Raw genomic sequence first — 18,539 nt, 5'->3', positions numbered from 1 at the left:
AGAAGTAGTAGTAGAATTGAGGTGTAATAAAAATTTAGGAGGAGAGTTCTATGACAAACTATGAAAAAAAAGAAGAAAAAGTATTAGATGATATTGCAAAAGTAATGGAAAAATTAGACAAATACTTAGACGAAGAAATTAGTTTAGAGGCTGCCCCTGATAAAAAACATGAGATTAAAAAATGGTATGTTCAACGAAGAGCATTACATGAAATCAAACGTTTATTACATGATGTTGACAAATATGATAAGTACGAAGAAAAAGAACTTGATAAATTTGAAGATGATTTTGCTGATTTAGGATTAGATGCAGAAACTGTAGCATTTATTACTAATTACTTCTAATTTAAAAAGAGGCTGCCCCAAAAGCAACGTTTTAAATGAAAATCACTAAACTAATAAAACAGAAATCCCATGAAGTCAGTGTTTTAATAAACTGATTTTATGGGATTTTTCTATTTTAGAGACTTTTGGGTCAATCTCTTTTTGAGTTTAACTTTTTTAAATGTTTTAAAGCTAAATCATAAGCTAATTCTTTATCAATGTATAAGTCACTTTGTTCCGGTGTTAAAGTTAAATCATCAGTAAGAGAAAATAATGATTTTAAAATGTTTTCAGGTTTTTTATTATGAACAATTATTCCACCAGTTCCTATAATTGTATGAAACTGTCGTAAATCTTTGCCGTATTGATGATAGATGACTCGTGATGGTGTTTGTTCTTTTTTATAATAACCGGCATGTCGAGAAATAGCCGTTTTTACAGCTAGTTTTGCAATGGTATTATCTAATTCTATTTCTTCGGGAGTTTCTGCTATATAGTTTGGATGTAGACTTCTAAAGTTGCATTTTTCTTTTAGAACATTTTCATTTAAGTCAATATAATCACTAAAAGATGAATATGTCACACTTTCCAAAAGACTATTAGCAGAATACCTCATCCCTAGATCACCTTCCACTGTTCGTTTGCAGTAATGTTCTTCTAATCCATCAAACATAATATTGTCTGATGGTTTTTTACCCTCTCCGATAGAATGAATATCAGTGGTTGCTCCACCAATATCAATAATTAACGTATTGCCAAACCCTGGCTTATTTAGAGTTCCTTCAGCTAATAGTTGGGCAGCGTATAAAACAGCCGTTGGTGTAGGGAGGATTTCCCCGGTAATTTGAGTTTGAACGTCTCCCATACCTTTTGCTTTAATAATATTATTAATAAATATATCACGTAAAATTTTTCTAGTTGGTTCGGCATTTAACTGATTAATTTGAGGCATGACATTTTCTGTAAAATGGAAATTATTACAATTTTGTTTTAAAATCGCTTTTATTTTAGGGTAAGCGTCGTTATTTCCGGCCACTAATATTGGTATATGTAAACAAAGTTCGTTTAATAACTTAGCGTCATTTAAAATATTTTTTTCGTTTCCGCCGTTTGTTCCACCACTTAATAAAATAACATCTGGCTTGAGAGCATCAATTTCTTTGATGTCTTCGTGTGTTAATCCATAGCTAAAAACTTTTAAAATTCTTGTTCCAGCACCTAAAGCAGCTCGCTTTGCAGCCTCGGAAGTGAGTGTTGGCGATAAACCAATAGCAACCATTTTGAAACCGCCCTTTGCAGAAGAACAAGCTAATATTTCATCAAATACCAAATTATTTAGCTTATATTGGAGATCATCGTACGCTTTTTTATAGCCGATGAGGACATTTGTTTCAACTGTAGTGTAAGATTTGGCTGTTGCTAAAACACTTCTTTTTTGACTATCAACAGCAGTTAATTTCGTAAAGGTACTGCCAAAATCAACTAGTAAGTAATTTGTCATTTTTATCACCTCTAAAAATATTTTTTGTTATTTAATTATTTTTTTAACCAAGTTTATCTAACTAAAAAACGTCAAAGCTCGTTTTTATAAAACTATTGCTTTTAGATTTTTATTTCCTTTTTTTCTTTTTATGGTTATATGATTTATTTCCTATAGGATATGGATTGTTGGCAATTTATAATAAGTATCTATTATTAAAAGACTTTATAAATCAAGTTTTGTCAACGGTTCAACCTCATTGAATGGCACAGTTGTCAAAAAAAGGTCAAAAGTTTTTTGATGATTAATTTCGCTTTTTTTAGACTTTTTTCTTTTGGCTATAACAATAAAATTCTTTTAAAAAATAAACTATTAGCCTAAGTAACTAGGAGTGTATTTTAATCAATATGTGCTATTGACTTGTTATTTAAAGGGTGCTATTCTTTGGTTGTTTATGAAAGCGCTATCTAAAAAGAGTGTGCTTTATTTTAAGAAAATAAAGGAGTGAAAAAAGTAAAATCTTACTTTTTAGTATAAAAGTAGGTTATAGTATTTGTACATAGTTTTACGTGTATTAAAATCATATTTTGAAAGGATGTCGTTTATTATGGCAAAAATTATTGAATGTGTTCCAAATTTTAGTGAAGGTAAAAATGAAGAAGTCATTAATGGGTTAGTTTCCGTAGCAAAAAGCGTTGGTGGAGTCACTTTACTTGATCACTCATCTGACAAAAGTCACAACCGTAGTGTTTTTACACTAGTAGGTGATGAAGATGGCATTCAAGAAGTCGCTTTTCAATTAGTAAAATATGCAAGTGAAAACATTGATATGACAAAACATACAGGAGAACATCCAAGGATGGGAGCGACTGATGTTGTTCCATTTATTCCTATTAAAGATGTTACGTTAGAAGAATGTATTGATATTTCTAAAAAAGTTGCTAAACGAATAAATGATGAATTAAATATTCCAATTTTCTTATATGAAGAGTCAGCTTCGGCTCCAACACGTAAAAACCTTGCTAAAGTTCGTAAAGGACAATTTGAAGGAATGCCTGAAAAACTTAAAGAAGAAGAATGGGCACCGGATTTTGGAGAGAGAGCTATTCACCCTACAGCAGGGATTACAGCAGTTGGTGCTAGAATGCCATTAGTAGCATTTAACGTAAACTTAGATACTGATAACATTGATATTGCTAACAAGATTGCTCGTATTATCCGTGCATCTGGTGGTGGATTCAAATATTGTAAAGGTATTGGCGTGATGTTAGAAGATAGAAACATTGCACAAGTTTCAATGAATATGGTCAATTTTGAGGGAACTCCTTTATATCGTGTGTTTGAAACGATTCGTTTTGAAGCAAAACGTTATGGTGTCAATATTATTGGTAGTGAAATTATTGGATTAACTCCAGCAAAAGCTTTAATAGATTGCGCGGAATATTATTTACAAGTTGAAGATTTTGATTATGGTAAACAAGTACTAGAAAATCATTTATTAAATTAAGGAGTTGCTAAAGATGAAATTAGTCGAATTAACAGTAAGTGAATTTGTTGAAACATTGGGATCAGATGCTCCAGCTCCTGGTGGAGGCTCAGCAGCGGCGTTATCTGCAACAATGGGGATTTCTTTAACAAAAATGGTATGTGAGTTAACAATCGGTAAAAAGAAATATGCTGAATATGAAGATGACATTAAATTAGTTTTCGATGAAACAAAACAACTTCAAAAACATTTATTAGAAGCGATTGATAAAGATACTGAAGCATTTAATGTGGTCTCAGCAGTCTTTAGTATGCCAAAAGAAACAGATGATGAAAAGGCAGCAAGACGTGCGGCAATGCAATCAGCATTAGAAGGTGCTGCTAAATCACCACTAGATATGATGAAATTAATGGTTGAAGCACTAGAAGTAACTAAACGAGCAGTGGGTAAATCAAACATTAATGCAGCAAGTGACTTGGGTGTAGCAGCTTTAAACTTAAAAGCTGGTTTACAAGGTGCATGGCTAAATGTCTTGATTAACTTATCAGGCATTAAAAACGAAGAGTTTGTTTCATCTTATCGACAAGATGGAGAAAAGTTACTAGCAAAAGGTTGTTTATTAGCCGATGAAATCTATGAAGAAACGTTAAAAGTAGTGTAAATTAAAGTTATTAATTAATAAATGGAAGGGTTGAAGAAAAAGTTATGACACATTTATCAGATATCGAAATCGCAAATTCAGTTGAAATGAAACCAATTAAAGAGGTAGCGGCTCCATTAGGATTAAAAGAAGAAGATTTAACACTTTACGGAAATTATAAAGCAAAATTAGATGCACGTAATCTAACAAAATTAGAAAATGAAAAAGATGGTAAATTAATTTTAGTAACAGCTATTACTCCAACTCCAGCTGGAGAAGGAAAAACAACAACATCTGTTGGGTTAGCTGATGCTTTTACTAAATTAGGGAAAAAAGCGATGATTGCTTTACGTGAACCTTCATTAGGACCAGTATTTGGTGTTAAAGGTGGCGCAGCTGGTGGTGGACACGCACAAGTTGTCCCTATGGAAGATATTAACTTACACTTTACAGGTGACTTCCATGCGATTGGCGCAGCAAATAACTTACTTGCAGCATTGATTGACAACCACATTCATCATGGAAACGCACTAGGAATTGACAGTCGTAATATTACATGGAAACGTGTAGTCGATATGAATGATCGTCAATTACGTCATATTGTAAATGGATTACAAGGCCGTGTGAATGGTGTTCCAAGAGAAGATGGCTATGATATTACAGTGGCTTCAGAAATTATGGCAGTTCTCTGTTTATCAAATGACATCGAAGATTTAAAAGAAAAACTTAAGAATATGGTAGTTGCTTACAACTTTGAAGGAAAACCAGTGACTGCAGGAGACTTGAAAGCAGAAGGTGCGATGGCTGCATTACTTAAAGATGCCATTCATCCAAACTTAGTTCAAACTCTAGAGCATACACCAGCAATTATCCATGGTGGACCATTTGCTAATATTGCACATGGATGTAACAGTATCATTGCAACTAAGATGGCAATGAAATATGCAGACTATGCCATTACAGAAGCAGGATTTGGTGCAGACTTAGGTGCAGAAAAATTCATCGATATTAAATGTCGCTTAGGTAATATTAAACCAGATGCAGTTGTATTAGTTGCAACGATTCGTGCTCTTAAAATGCATGGTGGCGTGCCTAAAAAAGAATTAGAACCAGAAAATGTGGAAGCAGTTGTTAAAGGATTAACTAACTTAGATAAACATATTGAAAATATTCAAGAAGTTTATGGATTGCCTGTTGTCGTTGCAATCAACAAATTCCCATTAGATACAGATGCTGAGATTGAAGCAGTTGAAAAAGCTTGTAAAGAACGTGGTGTTGAAGTAGTCTTATCTGATGTTTGGGCTAACGGTGGTGAAGGTGGTATTGAGTTAGCTGAAAAAGTAATGGAATTAGCAGAACAAGATAATAGCTTTAGTTATGTTTATGACTTAGATGATTCAATCGAAGAAAAATTAACTAAGATTGTCCAAAAAGTTTATGGTGGTAAAGGAATTGAATTAACTGGACCAGCTAAAAAACAATTGAAACAATTAGAAGAATTAGGCTATGATAAATTACCAATTTGTATGGCAAAAACACAATATTCATTCTCTGATGATGCGACCCTTGTTGGTGCACCAAAAGATTTTACTATTACCATTAAAAATCTTAAAGTATCAGCTGGAGCAGGCTTTATTGTTGCCTTAACAGGAGCTGTTATGACAATGCCTGGATTACCAAAATCACCTGCATCTGAAAGAATTGATATTGATGAAGAAGGTAACATTACTGGATTATTCTAGTAGAGGGAAAAAAGATGGCGTATCATTTATTAAGAAAAAATGATCATCAAACATCGTGTTGGAGTGGTGGAGAAACGACGCAAGTCTTTCTCCACCCACCAACAGGTAAGTATGAGCCTGGCAAGTTTGACTACCGAATTTCTACAGCTTCTGTAGAAGTAGAAGAAAGTATCTTTTCAGCGTTACCTGGCTATAACCGTTTGTTGATGTCATTGAATTATCCGCTAGAGTTAACACATGAATCAACATCTAATACTGTGAATAAAAAAATGAAACCGTTTGAAGTTGATGCTTTTGATGGATCAGACAAAACAAAAAGCGTAGGAAAATGTCAAGACTTTAACGTTATTTTTAAACCAACCTATGTTAGTGAAATGTCTGCTATGTCAACTGTTAAAAAAAGACAATTATTACCGTGTATTAGATATTTTTATTATATGTTAACGGATGGATTAATGACTTATACAGACCAAGAGGGAGAACATATTGCAAAGTTGGAAGCTGGAGATTGTGTTATGGTAGACGAGGGTCGTACGATTTCGATGATTAGTATAGAATCTCATCAACCACAACAATCACCTGCAGTTGTCGAAGTTGTTGTTTGGAAAAATGAAAAGTCGCTCTAATAAAAATAATTTGGATAGGAAGCATTTTTATATATTAAAAATGAACAAATTATGTTAACGATCAGATGATCGGAAAGGGGCCCCTTATGATTACCGAAACAAAAACACCGGTTGATGAGATTAAATTAACCGAAATAGACTCAGAAAGTTCAAAATTTAGTTTAGGTGGTGCAACACTTTACGGTATTAATGCAGTAGTTGGTTCAGGTATTTTCTTATTACCACAAACAATTTATCGAGATTTAGGACCAGCTTCTCTATTAGCCATGGTATTTGATGCGGTGTTGGTGTTACTTTTGGCAGTATGTTTTGCTGAAGTGGCGTGTTATTTTGACAAAAATGGTGGTGCGTTCCAATATTCTAAATCAGCTTTTGGTGATTTAGTTGGATTTATCGTTGGACTATTAGGTTGGTTTGTAACGATTATCGCATGGTCAGCAATGGCAGCAGGATTTGCCAAACTTTTAATTGTTACAATACCTGCATTAGAAGGGCATAATAAAGCGATTAGTGTTATTTTAGTGATATTATTATCTATTATTAATAGTACCGGACTTAAAACATCCAAAATTTTTACCATAAGTATCACAATCGCAAAATTGATTCCTATTATTGCGTTTACCTTTATGAGTATTTTCTTTATTAAAAATGGTTTTGACGCTGGTAACTTTACACCATTCTTACAATTAAAAGAAGGTATGACCATATCTAAAGCAATGGCTGGAACTTCAATGACAGTATTCTATGCGTTCATTGGATTTGAAGCTTTACCCGTTGTAGCTGGTGAGATGAGAAATGCGAAGAAAAATGTTCCCAAAGCGATTATGGGCTCAATTAGTATCGTATCAATTCTTTACTTCATGATTATTGCTGGAACAATTGCGATGCTTGGCGTAGGTATTTTAGAAACAAATGCCCCTGTACAAGATGCGTTTGCTATGATGATAGGACCTGCTGGTAGATGGATTATTTCCATTGGTGCACTCATTTCAATACTTGGATTAAATGTTGGGGATTCAATGATGATTCCTCGTTATGGTGCAAGTATTTCTGATGAGGGATTACTACCAAAAATTGTTTCTAAGAAAAATAAAAAAGCCGCACCTTATGTGGCAATTATCATCTCTTGTATATTAACTTGTTTATTATTATTAAGTGGAAGTTTCGAACAATTAGCAGAATTAAGTGTAGTATTTAGATTTATTCAGTATATTCCAACCGCAATCGCCGTTATCTTCTTACGTAAGAAAAATCCAGGTGTTCAAACAGCTTTTAGATTACCATTTGGCCCAGTGATTCCAATACTTGCTGTAGTAGTTAGTGTGTGGATGCTTGCAATGGGTGCCAATAGTAAGAGTTTAATTGCTGGTGGTATTGGTATTGTGATTGCTGCAATATTCTATTTTGTACTAAATGGTAAAAACGCAAGTAAAGCGAAATAAAGGGTTAAAGAGTATTAAATGAGTGAAGTGAGTTATTAAGTTGAAAATGAGTTTAGGAGGAAATAGTAATGACTGAAGTAATTACATTAACAGGTAACGATTTAACATTGGAACAAGTGGTAGAGGTAGCTAGAAAAGGGGCAAAAATTACGTTATCACAAGAAGCAATCGAGGCAGTCAATGCTTCAAGAAAAATTATTGATGATATTGTCGAAAGTAAAAAAGTAACTTATGGTGTCAATACTGGATTTGGTTCCCTTGTTAAAGTAAGTATCCCACAAGAAGAAACTAGACAATTACAAGAAAACTTAATTCGTACTCATTCAAGTGGATTTGGTGATCCTTTAGGAGAAGACGAAGTACGTGCTATTATGTTAATCCGTATCAACTCTTTATTAAAAGGTTACTCAGGTATCCGCTTAAGCACTATTGAAACATTGATGGCAATGCTAAACAAAGGTGTCGTGCCACATATCCCTGAAAAAGGATCATTAGGAGCTTCAGGAGATTTAGCACCATTATCACATATGGTGTTACCAATGCTAGGATTAGGACGTGCTTATTACAATGGTGAATTGCTTGAAGGCAAAGAAGCAATGGCTCGTGCTGGTGTTGAAGTGATTCACTTAGAAGCAAAAGAAGGTTTGGCTTTAATTAACGGCACAACTGTTTTAACTGCAATCGGCGCATTAGCAACACATGATTCAATCGAGTTATTAAAACTTTCAGACATTGCTGGAGCATTATCATTAGAAGTACACAATGGTATTGTAAATGTCTTTGATGAAGAATTACATATTATTCGTCCTCAAAGTGGGCAACTTGCAACAGCGAAAAATATTCGTCACATGTTAGAAGGAAGTACCTTAACAACACAAGCAACAGCTGAACGTGTACAAGATCCTTACACATTACGTTGTATGCCTCAAATTCATGGTGCAAGTAAAGATACTGTGGCTTACGTGAAGAAAAAAGTGGAAATCGAAATTAACTCTGTAACAGATAATCCAATTATCACTCGTAGTGGAGATGTTATTTCAGGAGGTAACTTCCACGGTGAACCAATGGCACAACCATTTGACTATTTAGGAATTGGTTCTGCTGAAATTGGTAACGTATCTGAACGTCGTGTGGAACGTTTGGTAAATACTAACTTAAGTGGTTTGCCTTCATTCTTAGTGAAACATCCAGGCGTTAACTCAGGATTTATGATTACACAATATGCTGCAGCATCATTAGCATCAGAAAACAAAATCTTATCACATCCAGCAAGTGTGGATTCAATTACATCTTGTGAAAACCAAGAAGACTTTGTCAGTATGGGAACAACAGCAGCTAGAACTGCTAGAGATATTACGAAAAACTCTCGTCGTATCGTCGCAACTGAAATGATGGCAGCATGTCAAGCTATTGACTTCATTAAAGACCGTGGTGTATTAGGTAAAGGAACTCAAGTAGCGTATGACGTATTTAGAAAATATGTGAAATTCATTGATTTAGATAAAGACATTGAAATGTATGATGAATTAGAAAAAGCCACAGATGTATTAATCAATGGCGAATTATTAAAAGCTGTTGAAGAAGTTGTAGACTTAGATATCGAATTTGATTTTGGAAAATAAATAAACCACTTATAAAGCTCTGAATTGATTAAGATTCAGAGCTTTATTTGTAAATAAGTCGTGATAACTATTGAGTATCGAATCAATATTATGTAGTATGAATATAACGAGAAAAGGATGGTGTATGACGATGAAATATCAGAAACCAAAAGGAACAAACGATATTTTACCAGGTGAATCAGAAAAATGGCAGTTTGTAGAATCAACTGCACGTGACGTATTAAAAAAATATGACTTTCATGAAGTCAGAACGCCAATGTTTGAACATATTGAAGTTATTACACGAGGTGTTGGTGAGTCAACTGATATCGTGACAAAAGAGATGTATGATTTTAAAGACAAAGGTGATCGCCATATTACGCTTAGACCTGAAGGAACTGCTCCATTAGTTCGTTCATACGTTGAGCATAAATTATTCGGACCGGAACATCAAAATCCGTTTAAAGCTTTTTATATTGGCCCAATGTTTCGCTATGAACGCCCTCAAGCAGGACGTTTACGTCAATTTAACCAAATGGGGATTGAAGTATTAGGTAGTAGTAATCCAGCAACAGATGTTGAAGGGATTTTGGTTGCACTAGATTTCTTTAAACGTTTAGGCGTGACACATACTCAATTAGTGATTAACTCACTTGGAACACGAGAAAATCGCATGGTTTATCGCCAAGCCTTAATTGATTATTTAGAGCCTTTAAGTGACCAATTAAGTGATGACTCAAAACGTCGTTTACATACTAACCCACTTAGAGTATTAGATAGTAAAGATAAAAAAGATAAAGAAATTGTCGAGAATGCCCCATCAATTTTAGATTACCTTGATGAAGAATCAACTGCTTTCTTCACAGAAGTGAAATCATTACTTGATGCAATGGGTGTGGAATATGTAGTCGATCATAGAATGGTTCGTGGTCTTGACTACTACAATCATACTGTGTTTGAAATTATGAGTAATGCTCCTGGGTTTAATGGTGCCATTACGACGATTTGTGCTGGTGGACGATATGATGGATTGGTTTCAGAATTTAATGGACCAGATAGTCATGATTCAGGATTTGGGTTTGGTATGGGAATTGAACGTGTCTTAATCACAATGGACGCTGAAGGAGTCGAAATTCCTGAAGCAAACAACGTGGATGTATATGTTGTTGGCCTAGGTGAAGAGACAAACTGTGAAAGTTTAAAATTAGCTCAAGCAGTAAGACAAGCAGGATTTGTTTGTGAACGAGATTTTCTAAATCGTAAAGCAAAAGCTCAGTTCAAGTCTGCAGATAAATTAAATGCTAAACTTGTTTTGATTATTGGTGAATCAGAATTAGCAGAAAAAATTGTTCGTGTAAAAAATATGGTGACAGGTGAAGAGACAACCGTTTCATTAGATGATGTTTATACATCCTTTAGCAATGTTTACAACAACATTATAGGAGAGTAAACGTATCTTTGGAGGAGACTTATCATGAAACGATTTAGCAAGGACTCTAGTACCATTGCTGATTATACTCGTAAATTAACGGTTATATTTTTATACGCGTTATTATACGCGATTGCTTTGAACATGTTCTGGCATCCAGCTTCAATTTATACTGGTGGTATCACTGGTTTTTCTCAAATAGTAAACACTGTTTTTGAAAAATGGTTTGGCGTGAGTTTGTCGATATCGGTCATTTATTATTTGATGAATCTACCATTTTTAATTTATGGTTGGAGAAAAATGAATAAAGAAATTGTCATTTTTACTTTAATAAGTGTGACAGCGGCATCCCTTGCAATTAGCATTGTACCTGAAATTGTACTAACTAAAGACCCAATTATCTGTGCACTGTTTGGTGGGGCAATAGGGGGTAGTTCCTTAGGGTTAGCACTAAAAAATGGTATTGCTACAGGTGGACTTGATATTGGGATTATTGTGATTCGACGCAAGACAGGGCGTAGTATCGGTTCAATTTCGATGGTAATCAACGGGATTATTGTAATAGCAGCAGGCTATCTATTTGGTTTTCCGTATGCTTTTTATAGTTTGCTATCAATTATTGTGAGTGGAAAAGTGACTGACTTTATTTTTACTAAACAACAAAAAATGCAAGCTTTAATCATTACTAGACAGCCTGAAAAAGTGATAGCCGAACTTAAGGTGCGATTACTTCGAGGTGTGACGATTTTAAATGAAGCAGAAGGAGCGTATGATCACCGTGAAAAAGTGGTTCTTTTGACGGTTATTACACGTTATGAAATGCCATTATTGGAAGAAGCAATCAAAGAAGCGGATAATGAGGCCTTTGTTAGTATCTCAGAAAATGTCCACACAATTGGAAAATTTGATGATTTTGAATTTTAAATCAATAGAAAAGCCACTTAGCGATTTGCTAGGTGGCTTTTTATAAACTCATTTTCACATGACAGGTAAAAATAAGACTTACACAAGTTGTCGATTTTTTGAAACCAATTCTCCATTTTTATAAACATCTTCGACTAAGTTTGTTGCAAAGAAATACAATGGGTAATCAATATTTGGAGCATCAAACACGGCAATATCAGCACGTTTTCCTTCTGTGAAACTTCCGATTGATTCCCCTAAACCAACTGAGTAAGCAGCATTGATTGTCACAGCATTAAATACTTGGATTGGTGTTAAATGCATTTTGAAACAACCAAGTTGCATAATAAATTGGATATTAGCTGTCGGGCAGCTTCCAGGGTTTGAGTCAGTAGACAGGGTAATCGCCATTCCAGCATCTAACATTTTTTTAGCAGGAGCATAAGTATCAGCCATTAAACTGAACGTTGTCCCTGGTAATAAGTTACCAATAACACCTGCGTCACTCATTTTTTTGATTCCTTCATCAGTAGCAGCCATTAAATGTTCCGCACTCACTGTTTCAAGTTCAGCTGCAACGTCTACGCCACCGATTGAATCAATTTCATCAGCATGGATCCGTAATTTGAAGTCTAAGTCTTTTGCTGCTTGAAGTAAGCGACGAGATTGTTCTGCTGTAAATACACCAGTTTCACAGAAAATATCACAAAAATCAGCTAATTTTTCTTCTTTTACTTTTGGAAGCATCTCAGTGATGATTTGATCGATAAACGCATCCCCATCTCCATTAAATTCTTCAGGAATGGCATGAGCTGCCATAAATGTTGACACTAAATCAATTGGATGAGTATGATTTAATTCTTTTACCACATTCATTTGTCTTTTTTCTGTTTCCCAATCAAGACCATAACCACTTTTGGCTTCAACCGTTGTTACACCGTGAATTAACATCTCATCTAATAAATGACTTGATTTATCGTAAAGTGTGTCAAAAGAAGCATTCTTTGTTGAGCGTACAGTACTTAAAATACCGCCACCTTCTTTTAAGATATCTAGGTAAGAGACACCATTTAATTTTTTGGCAAATTCATTTTCACGACTGCCACCATATACTAAGTGAGTATGACAATCAATCAATCCTGGTGTTGCAAGTTTTCCTGTATAATCATGGATTTTAGTATGATCACCAATTAGTGACTCATCAGGTTGTCCACTACCGATTTTGAGGATTTTACCATTTTTAATCGCGATATACCCATCTTCAATAATGGTTGCCTCAGACATTTCGCTTCCTTTTAAAGCGCGTTGTTTATCTATCGGTGAAAAAATTTGACTAAAATGTACTAATATTTTATCTGCTTGCATGAAAAAGTTCCTCCTTTTTATTTCTATACTAATTATAACCATTTAATGAATATAATGTAGTCTTGTATCATCTAAAAAGGGTCAAAAAAATTTTTTTACAAAAAAAGAGAAAAAAAGAGACTTTTTGCTGTGAATTGACCCATAATAGACTATAGGAGGATAAACTAAGGTCATAACTTAATGATTCATTCACTTATGTCTACAGGAAAAGAGATAAGTAACTCAAGATAAACTAAGGAGGAAGTAAAATGATTAAAAATACTGATATTAGTAAAGCGATGACGATTAAATTACCAGATGTGTTACCAGATATGCCGAAATTTGAAGAAGGCATTCGTCGTGCCCCAGACAGAGGATTCCGTTTAACTGAAGCACAAACTGAATTAGCATTAAAAAATGCACTTCGTTATGTACCAGAACAATTTCATGATCAAGTGATTCCAGAATTCTTAGAAGAATTAAAAACAAGAGGTCGTATTTATGGCTATCGTTGGTATCCAAAAGAACGCATCTATGGTAAACCAATAGATGAGTATAAAGGAAAATGTACCGCAGCTAAAGCAATGCAAGTGATGATTGATAATAACTTAGACTTTGACATTGCGCTATATCCTTATGAATTAGTGACTTATGGTGAAACAGGCCAAGTCTGTTCAAACTGGATGCAGTATCAATTAATTAAACGTTACTTAGAAGAGATGACTGACGAACAAACATTGGTTCTTGAATCAGGTCACCCATTAGGATTATTTGCTTCTAAAAAAGATGCTCCAAGAGTCATCATCACAAATGGTTTACTTGTTGGGGAATATGACAATATTCACGACTGGGAAATCGCAGAACAAATGGGTGTCACAAACTACGGACAAATGACTGCTGGAGGATGGATGTACATTGGTCCTCAAGGGATTGTACACGGAACATTTAATACATTATTAAATGCCGGTCGTTTGAAATTAGGAATTCCAGATGATGGAGATTTAACTGGAAAACTATTCATAACATCAGGTCTAGGTGGTATGAGTGGGGCTCAAGGTAAAGCTGGTGAGATTGCTAAATCAGTGACAATTGTGGCGGAAGTTGACCGTTCTCGTATCGATACTCGTTTAGAACAAGGATGGATTAGTCATGTGACTGAAACACCAGAAGAAACAATGACATTAGCTAAAGAATATTTAGATAACAAAGATTCAACATCTATTGCGTATCATGGTAATATTGTTGACTTACTTGAATATGTTGACAAACATGATATTCATGTTGATTTATTATCAGATCAAACATCTTGTCATAACGTATATGAAGGTGGCTATTGTCCAGTAGGTATTACATTTGAAGAAAGAACTCGTTTACTTGCTGAAGATCAAGAAACATTTAGAAAAATGATTGATGACACGTTGGCTCGTCACTTTAACGTGATTAAATCATTAACAAGCAAAGGTACTTATTTCTTTGACTATGGTAACTCATTTATGAAAGCTATCTATGATACAGGAATTAAAGAAATTTCTAAAAATGGTGTGGATGATAAAGATGGATTTATCTGGCCATCATACGTAGAAGACATTATGGGACCTATGTTATTTGATTATGGTTATGGTCCATTTAGATGGGTATGTTTATCACGTAAACATGAAGACTTAATGGCAACAGATAGAGCAGCTATGGAAGTAATCGATCCAACTCGTCGTTATCAAGACCGTGATAACTACAACTGGATTCGTGATGCTGAAGATAACAAATTAGTTGTTGGAACAGAAGCTCGTATATTATATCAAGATGCAATGGGCCGAGTGAATATTGCACTTAAATTTAACGAAATGGTTCGCCGTGGGGAAATTGGCCCTGTGATGATTGGTCGTGACCATCATGACGTATCTGGAACAGACTCACCATTCCGTGAAACATCAAATATTAAAGACGGAAGTAATGTAACGGCTGACATGGCAACACAATGTTATGCAGGAAATGCTGCTCGTGGTATGAGTTTAATCGCTTTACATAACGGTGGTGGCGTTGGTATTGGTAAATCTATTAATGGTGGATTTGGTTTAGTATTAGATGGAACTGAATTAACAGACGAAATCATCAAATCTGCGATTGCATGGGACACTATGGGTGGCGTTGCTCGTCGTAGTTGGGCAAGAAATGACCATGCGATTGAAACATCAATGGAATACAATGAAATGAGAAAAGGATCAGATCATATTACCATTCCATATTTAGCTGATGAAGCGAAAGTAAAATCAGCAGTCAGTGAATTATTTAAATAACGATTAGAGTGGACTTCCTATCCAAATCTCTAAACCCTCTTACAAAATTCTGTGAGAGGGTTTTTTGTTCTAATGATTTACTAGAAAACGATTTCTTTTATGACAGTGAAATAGTATAATTACAGTGGAAGGGTATATGTGTATTAGTAAGTAATGATTGGTAAAAGTGGGGAGAGTTTAAACGTATGGGAAGCTATTTAAATTGTCAGTTGTTTGGGACACCTGAAGTGAGTCTAAATGGAGAAATTGTGTTATTTTCTTTTTCGAAAATTAATGCCATGCTTTACTATTTATTAATCAATAAAACAGTTAGCCGAGATGAGTTGTCAGGGTTACTTTGGCCAGATAAAAGTGATAAAAATGCTAAGAAAAACTTGAGAAATGCTATTTATCAAGCCAATAAAAGTCTAGATATGGAATTAATTATTTCACCTAATAAATCACTATTAATGTTGAATGATTCGATTAATCTAACAAGTGATGTGGAACAATTTACTCAAGATCCTGAAACGTATTATTATTTATATAAAGGTGAATTTCTAAAAGGATTTTATTTAAAAGATTGTGAAGGATTTGATTTTTGGGTTGTTCGAATGAAAAGCTTTTTTGAAAAAAAGTTTGTTGAAACTGTCCATCGTCGTATCGAAAAGGATATTGCAGAGGGAGTTAATGAGCATGTGGAAGAAGCCATTGAACAACTGATGTTTATTGATGAATTTAATGAAATAAATTATCAGTATTTGATGACCTTTTATCAACAACAAGGTCGAGATAATAAAGTTGTTGATGTGTATCATAAATTATCAAATTTATTAAAGTCTGAGCTTGGTGTGACACCTAATAAACAAACAAAATCAATCTATGAGGTCTCTCTTGATAGGATTGTTTCAGAAAATACAACGCAAAATCAGCGTTTTTCTTCATTATTTTATGGTCGTTCTGAAGAGTTGCAGCAGCTCTCTGTCAATTTTGCGGCATTTAAGAGTGGTCAACCTTATCAGTCATTTGTTGTTCGAGGTGAAGCAGGCATTGGAAAAAGTGCATTAATTAACCGAGCGATTGATAGTGTCTCGTCTGATTTTAAAATTATTGAAACACAGTGTTACCAAGCAGAAGAAAAGCATTTGTTACGTCCATGGAAAAAAATAATTGATCAACTAAGTGATGTCATTGAAGAACAAGATGTCATTGATCCTGAAGTTTGGCAAAAGGTGATACGAAAAGTGTTTCCAAATTTTACACAACCTTTTTTGGATGTGATTTCTCATGGTGAAACAGAACCTTACAAAGAAAAGATGCTCTCAGATTTGATGATTGAAGCAATTAATAAATTATCGCAGCAACAGCAACTAATTTTTTTATTTGATGACATTCAGTGGATGGATGAATCTAGTTTAGAGTTATTGACGACAGTCATGCTACATTGTCACACTAATGCGATGTTTTTAATATCAGCAAGATCAGTTGAACGTTATCCGCTAGATAAGTTTATTAATACATTGAAACAAAGTGGCAAATTATCGGTGATTAATTTAGAGCCATTTTCTTATGAGGAAACTGATGGATTTATTAGAAAAAAACTCCCTCAGTTTGAGGTGACGACAACGATTGTTGATAATGTTTACCAACATACAGAAGGCAACTTATTTTTCCTAATTGAATACGTCTCTCTTTTAAATAGCAATACTAATTTAAATACGATGACAGTTAAGATGAAAGATGCCTTACGCAATCGTTTTTTATATTTAACGGAAGAAGAACAAGAGTTAGTGTCTATCATCTCTTATTTTTACGATTATGCATTGATCGATAGCTTAGTATTTTTAATAAATAAGTCAAGTTATGATATTGTGGCGATGATAGAAAATTTAGTATCAAAAAATATTCTTGTGGAAAAAGCCGTGGGAGATAAAATCGCAACAAGTTTTACACATGTAAAATTACGTGAATTTGTTTACATGAATCAGTCTCTTGCTAAAAAACGGGTTTTGCATCATAAAATAGCCGAATTTTTAGAAACACAGTTAAAACCCGGTGGCAACGATATTCTCCAGTATGATACGATTGCTTATCATTATAAACATGGAAAAGACGAGTTAAAAGGGCTTAAGTATCGTTTGAAATATTTTGAAGGCTACCTCGGATTTTATCATGAACTGTTTCCAGTAGAAGGACAATACGGGATTGATCCATTTAGCTTTAATAAAGACTGGGCGAGTGAACAATTTGAAAAAATAAATCAGCGGTTACTCCAGTTAAATGATGATGAGAAACAGACAGAATTATATCATTTACTCCAATTACAGTACTTGTACCTTGAGGGCCGTTTTTTAATTAAGTATGGTGAATACGAGCGTGGTGTGGCAAATATTCAAAGTGTGTTACTTCGTGCGAAAGAGTCCAACGATCATGCTTATTTGTTAAATGGGTATAAACAAATGATTTATTATTATATCCAAATCAATGAGCCAAAAGAGATGATTTATTATATTGAATTAGCACTAGATTTATCTATTAAGGAAAATAATCATCAATCAATTGGTATTCTACTGCGATTAAAAGGGCTATATCATATGATGAGTGGAAATAATACAATCGCTGAAAAGCTCTTAAAAGAGTCTATTAATACATTTATGTTAACAGAAGAAATCAGTAAAAAATATTCGGTTAGTATTGCTGCAGCCTACAACTATTTAGGTGAAATTAAACTAAATGATGGCGAATATCAGGATGCCGTTTTGATGTTTGAAAAAGCGATAGACTTATGTCAAAGTAACCAAGCTCTTTCAAGTTTAACCATTTTTTATATTAATGTAGGGGTTGCTTTATTTGCTCTAGGAAACATAAATGAAGCAGAAATTTACTTTTTAAAAGCAGAAGAAATTTTTTCTAGTTTAAATTTCTATTGGAAACGAGCAAAACTTGATGCGTATTTATCTATTTTGTATGCCCACAAAAAGCATTCACAAAAATCTCAGTTTTATCTCTCACAAGCCAGTAAACATGCAAAACGTATGGGTAATTGTCGAGATATTGGCATGGTTGAGTACGCTAAATACATTAATTATCATGTGTATCATAATGATGATATTGACAATGTGTTAGAAAAAGAAGGTATATATAAGTACTTAAATGACTACCAAGACGCCTATGAATTAGATCAATTAAAAATCATCTAATAAAAAATTCGAGTCTCTGTTTAAAGACACTCGAATTTTTTTGTTGAGAT

General features: G+C 34.1%; 13 protein-coding genes. 11 read left to right on the top strand and 2 right to left on the bottom strand.

Annotated elements, in window-relative coordinates:
• Nucleotides 1-50 precede the first annotated feature (50 nt).
• The gene (locus JNUCC83_RS06925; RefSeq protein ID WP_454459325.1) at nucleotides 51-344 is read left to right on the top strand and encodes a hypothetical protein; all 294 of its coding nucleotides are present in this window, start codon (nucleotides 51-53) and stop codon (nucleotides 342-344) included.
• Between the two features lie 130 nt (nucleotides 345-474).
• Here JNUCC83_RS06925 and glmL read toward each other — a convergent pair whose 3' ends face one another.
• Nucleotides 475-1,824, bottom strand: coding sequence for a methylaspartate mutase accessory protein GlmL (glmL, locus tag JNUCC83_RS06920; RefSeq protein WP_454459324.1), 1,350 nt, complete (start codon nucleotides 1,822-1,824; stop codon nucleotides 475-477).
• Nucleotides 1,825-2,410: 586 nt separating this feature from the next.
• Between glmL and ftcD the strand changes: the two genes are divergently transcribed.
• The 8 genes from ftcD (at nucleotide 2,411) to JNUCC83_RS06880 (ending at nucleotide 11,693) form a co-directional block, all read left to right on the top strand.
• Nucleotides 2,411-3,310: a glutamate formimidoyltransferase gene (ftcD, locus tag JNUCC83_RS06915; RefSeq protein WP_454459323.1), complete on the top strand. Its 900-nt coding sequence runs from the start codon at nucleotides 2,411-2,413 to the stop codon at nucleotides 3,308-3,310.
• A gap of 13 nt (nucleotides 3,311-3,323) precedes the next feature.
• Nucleotides 3,324-3,950: a cyclodeaminase/cyclohydrolase family protein gene (locus tag JNUCC83_RS06910; RefSeq protein ID WP_454459322.1), complete on the top strand. Its 627-nt coding sequence runs from the start codon at nucleotides 3,324-3,326 to the stop codon at nucleotides 3,948-3,950.
• Between the two features lie 44 nt (nucleotides 3,951-3,994).
• Entirely contained in the window at nucleotides 3,995-5,671 is a 1,677-nt protein-coding gene (locus tag JNUCC83_RS06905; protein WP_454459321.1) for a formate--tetrahydrofolate ligase, read from the top strand.
• Between the two features lie 14 nt (nucleotides 5,672-5,685).
• Nucleotides 5,686-6,297, top strand: coding sequence for a HutD family protein (locus JNUCC83_RS06900; protein WP_454459320.1), 612 nt, complete (start codon nucleotides 5,686-5,688; stop codon nucleotides 6,295-6,297).
• An 86-nt stretch (nucleotides 6,298-6,383) separates the two neighbouring features.
• Entirely contained in the window at nucleotides 6,384-7,739 is a 1,356-nt protein-coding gene (locus JNUCC83_RS06895; RefSeq protein ID WP_454459319.1) for an APC family permease, read from the top strand.
• A 68-nt stretch (nucleotides 7,740-7,807) separates the two neighbouring features.
• Nucleotides 7,808-9,361, top strand: coding sequence for a histidine ammonia-lyase (gene hutH, locus JNUCC83_RS06890; protein ID WP_454459318.1), 1,554 nt, complete (start codon nucleotides 7,808-7,810; stop codon nucleotides 9,359-9,361).
• A gap of 130 nt (nucleotides 9,362-9,491) precedes the next feature.
• Nucleotides 9,492-10,790 carry a histidine--tRNA ligase gene (hisS, locus tag JNUCC83_RS06885; RefSeq protein ID WP_454459317.1) on the top strand — a complete coding sequence of 433 codons (1,299 nt, stop codon included), beginning with the start codon at nucleotides 9,492-9,494 and terminating at the stop codon, nucleotides 10,788-10,790.
• A 24-nt stretch (nucleotides 10,791-10,814) separates the two neighbouring features.
• Nucleotides 10,815-11,693 (top strand): YitT family protein, encoded by an 879-nt coding sequence (locus JNUCC83_RS06880; RefSeq protein WP_079347588.1) that lies wholly within the window; start codon nucleotides 10,815-10,817, stop codon nucleotides 11,691-11,693.
• Between the two features lie 78 nt (nucleotides 11,694-11,771).
• Here the strand turns inward: JNUCC83_RS06880 and hutI are convergent, their stop codons facing one another.
• Complete coding sequence (gene hutI, locus JNUCC83_RS06875; protein ID WP_454459316.1) at nucleotides 11,772-13,037, bottom strand: imidazolonepropionase; 1,266 nt, start codon at nucleotides 13,035-13,037, stop codon at nucleotides 11,772-11,774.
• Between the two features lie 248 nt (nucleotides 13,038-13,285).
• On the opposite strand from hutI, the gene hutU reads away from it, so the two are divergent.
• The gene (hutU, locus tag JNUCC83_RS06870; RefSeq protein WP_079347592.1) at nucleotides 13,286-15,310 is read left to right on the top strand and encodes a urocanate hydratase; all 2,025 of its coding nucleotides are present in this window, start codon (nucleotides 13,286-13,288) and stop codon (nucleotides 15,308-15,310) included.
• Nucleotides 15,311-15,495: 185 nt separating this feature from the next.
• On the top strand, nucleotides 15,496-18,489 hold the full coding sequence (locus JNUCC83_RS06865) for an ATP-binding protein (RefSeq protein ID WP_454459315.1): 2,994 nt from the start codon (nucleotides 15,496-15,498) through the stop codon (nucleotides 18,487-18,489).
• Nucleotides 18,490-18,539: the final 50 nt, after the last annotated feature.

This window comes from Vagococcus sp. JNUCC 83, from assembly GCF_053667615.1.
This window is presented reverse-complemented; position numbering and strand designations above follow the sequence as displayed.

What these genes read in the sequence shown, in the direction of transcription:
- JNUCC83_RS06910 (WP_454459322.1), top strand. Translation starts at nt 3,324, where the DNA reads ATGAAATTAGTCGAATTAACAGTAAGTGAATTTGTTGAAACATTGGGA.
- ftcD (WP_454459323.1), top strand. Translation starts at nt 2,411, where the DNA reads ATGGCAAAAATTATTGAATGTGTTCCAAATTTTAGTGAAGGTAAAAAT.
- JNUCC83_RS06895 (WP_454459319.1), top strand. Translation starts at nt 6,384, where the DNA reads ATGATTACCGAAACAAAAACACCGGTTGATGAGATTAAATTAACCGAA.
- hutU (WP_079347592.1), top strand. Translation starts at nt 13,286, where the DNA reads ATGATTAAAAATACTGATATTAGTAAAGCGATGACGATTAAATTACCA.
- JNUCC83_RS06865 (WP_454459315.1), top strand. Translation starts at nt 15,496, where the DNA reads ATGGGAAGCTATTTAAATTGTCAGTTGTTTGGGACACCTGAAGTGAGT.
- hutH (WP_454459318.1), top strand. Translation starts at nt 7,808, where the DNA reads ATGACTGAAGTAATTACATTAACAGGTAACGATTTAACATTGGAACAA.
- JNUCC83_RS06925 (WP_454459325.1), top strand. Translation starts at nt 51, where the DNA reads ATGACAAACTATGAAAAAAAAGAAGAAAAAGTATTAGATGATATTGCA.
- glmL (WP_454459324.1), bottom strand. Translation starts at nt 1,824, where the DNA reads ATGACAAATTACTTACTAGTTGATTTTGGCAGTACCTTTACGAAATTA.
- JNUCC83_RS06905 (WP_454459321.1), top strand. Translation starts at nt 3,995, where the DNA reads ATGACACATTTATCAGATATCGAAATCGCAAATTCAGTTGAAATGAAA.
- hutI (WP_454459316.1), bottom strand. Translation starts at nt 13,037, where the DNA reads ATGCAAGCAGATAAAATATTAGTACATTTTAGTCAAATTTTTTCACCG.
- hisS (WP_454459317.1), top strand. Translation starts at nt 9,492, where the DNA reads ATGAAATATCAGAAACCAAAAGGAACAAACGATATTTTACCAGGTGAA.
- JNUCC83_RS06900 (WP_454459320.1), top strand. Translation starts at nt 5,686, where the DNA reads ATGGCGTATCATTTATTAAGAAAAAATGATCATCAAACATCGTGTTGG.
- JNUCC83_RS06880 (WP_079347588.1), top strand. Translation starts at nt 10,815, where the DNA reads ATGAAACGATTTAGCAAGGACTCTAGTACCATTGCTGATTATACTCGT.